This window comes from Acidisphaera sp. L21 (assembly GCF_009765685.1).
Classification (GTDB): domain Bacteria; phylum Pseudomonadota; class Alphaproteobacteria; order Acetobacterales; family Acetobacteraceae; genus LMUY01.
Genome location: NZ_LMUY01000093.1, coordinates 119,638 through 125,419, shown reverse-complemented (window position 1 = coordinate 125,419; position 5,782 = coordinate 119,638). Strand labels below are relative to the sequence as shown.

3 protein-coding genes and 1 pseudogene are annotated in these 5,782 nt (G+C 58.2%); all 4 read right to left on the bottom strand.

What is annotated here, in order from left to right:
* Positions 1–328: 328 nt before the first annotated feature.
* Complete coding sequence (locus GSQ76_RS19150; protein WP_158745716.1) at positions 329–736, bottom strand: hypothetical protein; 408 nt, start codon at positions 734–736, stop codon at positions 329–331.
* 1,826 nt (positions 737–2,562) lie between these two features.
* Positions 2,563–2,961: a tyrosine-type recombinase/integrase gene (locus tag GSQ76_RS19145; RefSeq protein ID WP_158745715.1), complete on the bottom strand. Its 399-nt coding sequence runs from the start codon at positions 2,959–2,961 to the stop codon at positions 2,563–2,565.
* 667 nt (positions 2,962–3,628) lie between these two features.
* Positions 3,629–4,066, bottom strand: a pseudogene (locus GSQ76_RS19140) (ATP-binding protein); the annotation flags it as partial.
* Positions 4,067–4,099: 33 nt separating this feature from the next.
* Complete coding sequence (locus GSQ76_RS19135; protein WP_158745714.1) at positions 4,100–5,437, bottom strand: IS110 family transposase; 1,338 nt, start codon at positions 5,435–5,437, stop codon at positions 4,100–4,102.
* Positions 5,438–5,782 lie beyond the last annotated feature (345 nt).

Sequence of the window (5,782 nt, the reverse complement as noted above, 5' to 3'; positions counted from 1 at the left end):
ATCCGACCTGAGCGCCACATCCCAAACTCAATCACTTCTGTCCGGATTGCCATCGCAAAGGCAATCTCTCGTAAAATCCTGCGCTGCCCATACTGCCAGCACCAAACACAACGCCTAGTCTTATGACACAGTAAGATTAGAGGGCTGCTGAAAAAGGCTTACTGATGGATACTAGAGCACCCCCTTGGTAAGGGAGTGGTCGAGAGTGCGAATTTTTTCGCATCGCGCTGTAATCTATTGGTTTATAAGGGAATATTGTAGCCTAATTCGGCGCCGTGCAGATCACTGTGCCAACTTCCTCCCAAATTTCCGATCTGCTAGCATGCGCCTAGCCCCAAACCTGCCGCGGCTCCTTCGGAGTCAGGCCAAGAAAGGCAGCGGCCTCCGGTGCCAGTTGGTAGGGCGCATTCTTCACATAGCGCTTCGCGCTTTTCTTTTCATCCCAGTCGAACCGCCGTACAACGTCGTCCATTTTTCCCGTCAGTAGCAAGTGCCAAGTGGCCGCCGTGTGCCTGAGCGTGTGGAGCGTCACCTTGGACCAATCCTTATGTCCACATTCCTTGGCAAGCTCCTTAAGGATGGGATTCACGGCGGCGCCGAGCGCGCCTGCGCTCGCGTAGGGTTCGCCGTTCGGCTGCCGGAATACCGGGCCGACGATGCCTCCCGCCTCGGCTTGGATCGAACGCAGGATCTCGATTGTCCTTGGTCTGGGGTCGCTGATCGTGCGATCTCTCACGGTCCGATTGCCGCTCTTGACCGCCCGAAATTAAATGATGCCGCGCTCGATATCGACGCAATCCCATTCCAGGTTATGGAAGTCGCCGCGACGCGCCCCCTCACCGACACGGTACGTTTTAATGTCGACTGTTCATAACCGGTTCTCAATATGCTGTCTGCTATTCCCGCCACCAGGGGCCACGTGACTTTCGCGCAAAGGCGATTTGCTCCTATAAGTTTCGGCCATTTATTCGCGTGTGCCAGGTGGCTGCGGTGGGCTTGCTCGCCTTCACCCAACCTTCGTGAGCCTCTCCATAAGTTGCCTTCAACGGCTTGCCATTACCCTGCCATCCCGCCTTTATGTGCTCCAAGCGGTCTGCCAGCACGACTTGCGCGAGAGAAAAATCGGTTTACCAGGTGCTTTCCCGTAAGTAGATGCCCAGGTACGTTCCGCGGATGTGCCACCGCCTTCCGCGCAGTACGAGATGAGGCCCGTATTCGCGGGGCTTCTTCTTGACTCCGATTCTTTTGAAGGATTTAGGCTCTTACTTTTCCGGCCCTTAGCTGTCGGCTGGGTTTTGAATGCTGCACTGGGTTTTGATTTGCTGAGTCTGTTGCGTTGGTCAGACATAATTGGTCCCCTATATTGGAAACTACCCAAGAAGGGCGGCCAGAAACTCGCTACCTTCCCGAGCATAGATGACCGGGTAGAAGTCGTTCCTGGCAAGAGAAAATCTATAACTTAAATTCCTGACCAAAAAAACTCTAAAACTCTGACCGAGTAAGCGATAAATTGGCAAGGGTTCTTTATGGAATGACAAGGATTCCGTCAAAGTATCGAAGGAATTCTTGTCTAGCAGAAAGGAATTCTGTGTGTGATTGTAAAGTAATATTCTAGTAAATCCAGTCTGTCGAAACCTTGGTTTTGATCGCGCATTTTATTTCTAAATTACAATTTGATGGCTGCGAGAATCTATATCGTTTGTTTTTAGTGGCATTCCCTACTAGATATTATCAGAAATATAGAGCAATTTCTGCCAAAAGGACTTGCACCTTACATCTTTCGTAGCGTGTTGGCTCCTTTTGCCTGGCGAAATAGATACCTTCCGCGACGGGATAGTCTCCTGATCAACGGCAATCACTTTCATTCTAGGCCCAAACAATAACCGCCGGTCACGCACATGCCTCTACAATCAAAAGTGCGTGATTAATGCTTTGCATTTCAGACACCTCGGTTCCGGTAACGATTGGCTTCCACATTATGCTCGTCCCAATTGAGCCCTTCATGGAGAGCGAGGAAAATTCCAAGTCAGATCTGCATTCGGCGATGTCGGTCTGAAAGGAGCTTGCCTGGAGCAATAGGTCCGATTTGCTTGCATCGCGCGCGGGCGATGGTTTCAAAAGATATTATGCTTTTCCGATTTCCAGTGCTCACCGTTCGCTTCCCGATCCCCCTTGCCAGTTGGACGGGTGATCTACAAAGGAAAGCTTCAGAGCTTCTAAACGTTGGGGAAATGGAATTGGGCGACGCTCCATTGGGGGTAAAACGTGGAGCCGTCCGGCCGCATTGTTGATGTATTCGGCCTAGTACGTAGTTGTCCAGCGATGGCATGCGTTCCATGATGTCAACAATGCAAAAATCCCTGTGGCAAGGATCGTAATCCTACGGATAAGCGGCCCAGCAATGGACATGTCTTGGCCTTCCGAATGGTGTGGACCGGAGCCCGGCTTGGCATGATCTCGGACTCTGCCATGCCTACGACCTGTCAGTCAGAGATGGTCGCGGAGAGCGGGGGAGGTTAGCGACACAGTGTCGATTACTCCCGCCGCCCGGCACTACGACTACTAGCTTTTTCTTAGTTTCGCTGTCTTGCTGCCTCGCGTTCCCCAGAACGCGAGGATCTCCGGCACCATGCCATCCGGAGCCAAGTGCGAATAGCGGTCTGCCATATCGAGAGACTCCCAAGCCCCATCGTCCTTCAGCTTCTTCAGGTTTCGGTGCACGGCATAGTGCCACGATGCCCAGCTATGGCGGATCGCATGGAGGAACACGCGCCGCGTGATCCCAGCTTCGGCCGCTACCTTCTGGAACGCCCGGTTGAGCTGCGCGCCGGAAATACGGATGTCGGGATGCCACAGCTCACCATCTACCCGCCTGAAGCCGGGGCCGCTCAGATGAGCTCCAGGCAGCGCCGACAGGGCCGCGGCAGCGCGCGGCACGAGCTCGATGATGCGGTCCTTCACGTCGCCGGGGCGAGACTTGACGTCCCGCAGCGTGACCCGGCCGTACTTGAGCTGGACATATTTTCCAGTCCAGGCTGAGGGTTTCGCCGCGTCGCAGCCCGGCGCAGAACATGAATTCGAAGATCGGTTTCAGATGCGATGGCGAAGCAGCGACGATTGCGGTGGCTTCGTCCGGGGTCAGCCACTCCTTCCTGCGCTTACCCTGACGGATTGTCTCGAAGACCGGCAGGCTGCACCATCCGCGGACCGCCGCATGGCGGAGAACGGCCCTGACGGGCGATACAACCTCGCGGAGCCTTGTCGAGCCCGATGACCCGGGCCGGAGCAGCGCCTCACAGGCGCCGTCAAGCAGGACCTGGCCGACCTGATCGCACCCGATGTTCTGCTTCCCAACTGACTTCAGGAAACCCAGGAAGCGGTTTAGCCGACGTTTGGTGTCATCGGACTGCTGGCGCTTCAGGTAACTGAGCACGGCCTCGGCGAACGACTTCGTGGGCTTTACGCCATGCAGTTCTTCGCGGTAGGCGGTTGCCTCGCGCGCGACACGCTTCTCTTCGGCGAGGTCCCGGCTGTCTGTGCTAGTGCTCTCTCGTGTCAACGCCGGTCGAAAACTGAGCCACCGATGGTGTGGGTCACCGGTTGAAAACTGAGCCACGCTGGCGGCGTGTTATTGGGGTTCGGCCTTGGCCTTTGGCACGACGCCGCCCTTCCTCTTGTCGCGCAACCGGTAGCTGTCTCCGCCGATCTGCACGACGGTCGCGTGGTGCATCAGCCTGTCGAGCATCGCGGCCGTCAGCACGGCGTCGCCCGCCAGGGCCTGGTCCCAACTGCCAAACGTCAGGTTCGACGTCAGCACGATCGACCCGCGCTCGTAGCGCTTGGCGACAACCTGGAACAGCAGGTTCGCCTGGTCGCGTGACAGCGGCAGGTAGCCGATCTCGTCGATGATCAGCAGCCGATACATCGACACCGCCCGATGCAGCGCCTCCTTCAAACGCCCCTGGCGCTGCGCCACTTCCAGCAGCAGCACCAGGTCGGCCGCGGTGACGAACCTCGTCTTGATCCCTGCTTGCGTCGCCAGGTAGCCCAGGCTGATCGCGAGATGATCTCCTACCGATTGCCAAGTGCTTTTTGCCGGTCAGGCGAGGCTTTCAGCGCGGTGCTTGCGACGGGCATTCCTGATCTCGGCGGGGATGCTGAACTGCTCTGCGACGATGGCCCTGCCTTCGGCGACGCTGATTGGCTTGCCAGCTTGGTCACGCAATTCGTAGGCTTCGCCGGTACGCAGGACCTTGCCGATCCGGTTCACGATCCGGGTCGCTACCGCACACAAGGCCTGTTTGTGGTGGTGGCCTTTGCGGACCATCAATCGCCAATAGACCTCAGCCAGTCCCGGATCGATCCGGCGTGCAGCATCGGCGGCCAGGTAGAGTGCGCGCTTGATGCGATTGTTGCCGGACTGGGTGATGCTCTGGCCAGGTTGGTCAGCACCGCCCGACGAGTTGGTGCGTGGAAACAAACCGCAGAAGCCGCGGAGCTGGTGCAATCCTGCAAAACGGCGGGCCTCATGCAACACGCCGAGCACGAGAGGCGCCAGGGCGTTGCCGATCCCTGGAATAGTGCGGAGGGCGTCAGATGGATGAAGTTTGCCGTAGAGCGTTTCGATCTCGCGGCCGAGCTTGCCAAGTTGGCTTTCCAACAAGCGCATTCGATCGATCTCGACCGCGACTTCCAATTGCAGGAGTTCGAAGTTTACTGCAGCTCCATGGAGGCGTTGCGTCTCGAGCGCGGCAGCTTTGAGGCCGTCCACCAGTTTGTCGGCAAAAGGACCGGTATGGGGATGGTTACCATTGGCGTGCTTGGCAACGAAGCCGAGCAACGTCGTGCGCCGCGCTTTGATGACGTCGGCAGGATTGAACATGTCGTGCAGGATCGCCAGCGCCAGATTCGTGCGGAAATCAGGCAATACGGCCTCGATCGCGGGGGATGCCCATCGCACCAAGTCGATCAGCCTTCGCTTGATGGTGGTGACCTCCTCTTCGAGGCGCTCACGCTGACGGGTCAGACGTTGAAGGGCATGGCGATCGGCGTTGGGCACGTAGACCGGATCGACCGGCACACCGCCGAACAACGGGATTGCGCCGAGCACGTAAGCATCCGCTGCGTCGGTCTTGGTGTGCTCGCTGAGATAGCGGCGCAATGCGCGAACCCGTTGTCCCTTCACCCGGATGGCTTTGATCCCTGCCTGCTCGAGCCAGCGGGCAACGGGGAACCAGGACATGCCGGTCGGCTCCATCACGGCAGTGATGGTGCTGCCCGCCGGCAGCCCCTCGCGAAATTTAGCTACCAAGCCGGCGAGGCTGTCGGACGTCAGGCGGAAGCGGATCGACTTTGCTTGTGGGCGTCCGTCGTCGAAGATGCGGGCAACGTGATCGCCGCGGATGGCGAGGTCGATGCCGATGGTTCGCTGACCCATGAAGTTCTCCTGCGTGGTGCGGGCGAAGTCCTGGGTGACGCAGCCATGTGCTTGATTCGTAGCCGGTCATGCCGCCACAATCTCTTTACTCTCGCCTGCCCAGGCCGGGTCCGAGGCTCTTCGTCACGTCGTCGAGACGCTGGGGAGCTCTCAGTGCTGGAGACGCCCACGGCCCCGCTGCCCGGCGAGAGGATAGCGACGGTCCGGCACCGACGCACTGGTGCCGGACCCGAGCCGCGATCACTTCGTCTGGTCACGGTAGCCATGCTCCACCCGTCTTCCCCTCGGCCTTGGATCCGGCACCGCTATCGATACATGCGTCTTTCCCACGCCTGACGGACCCAA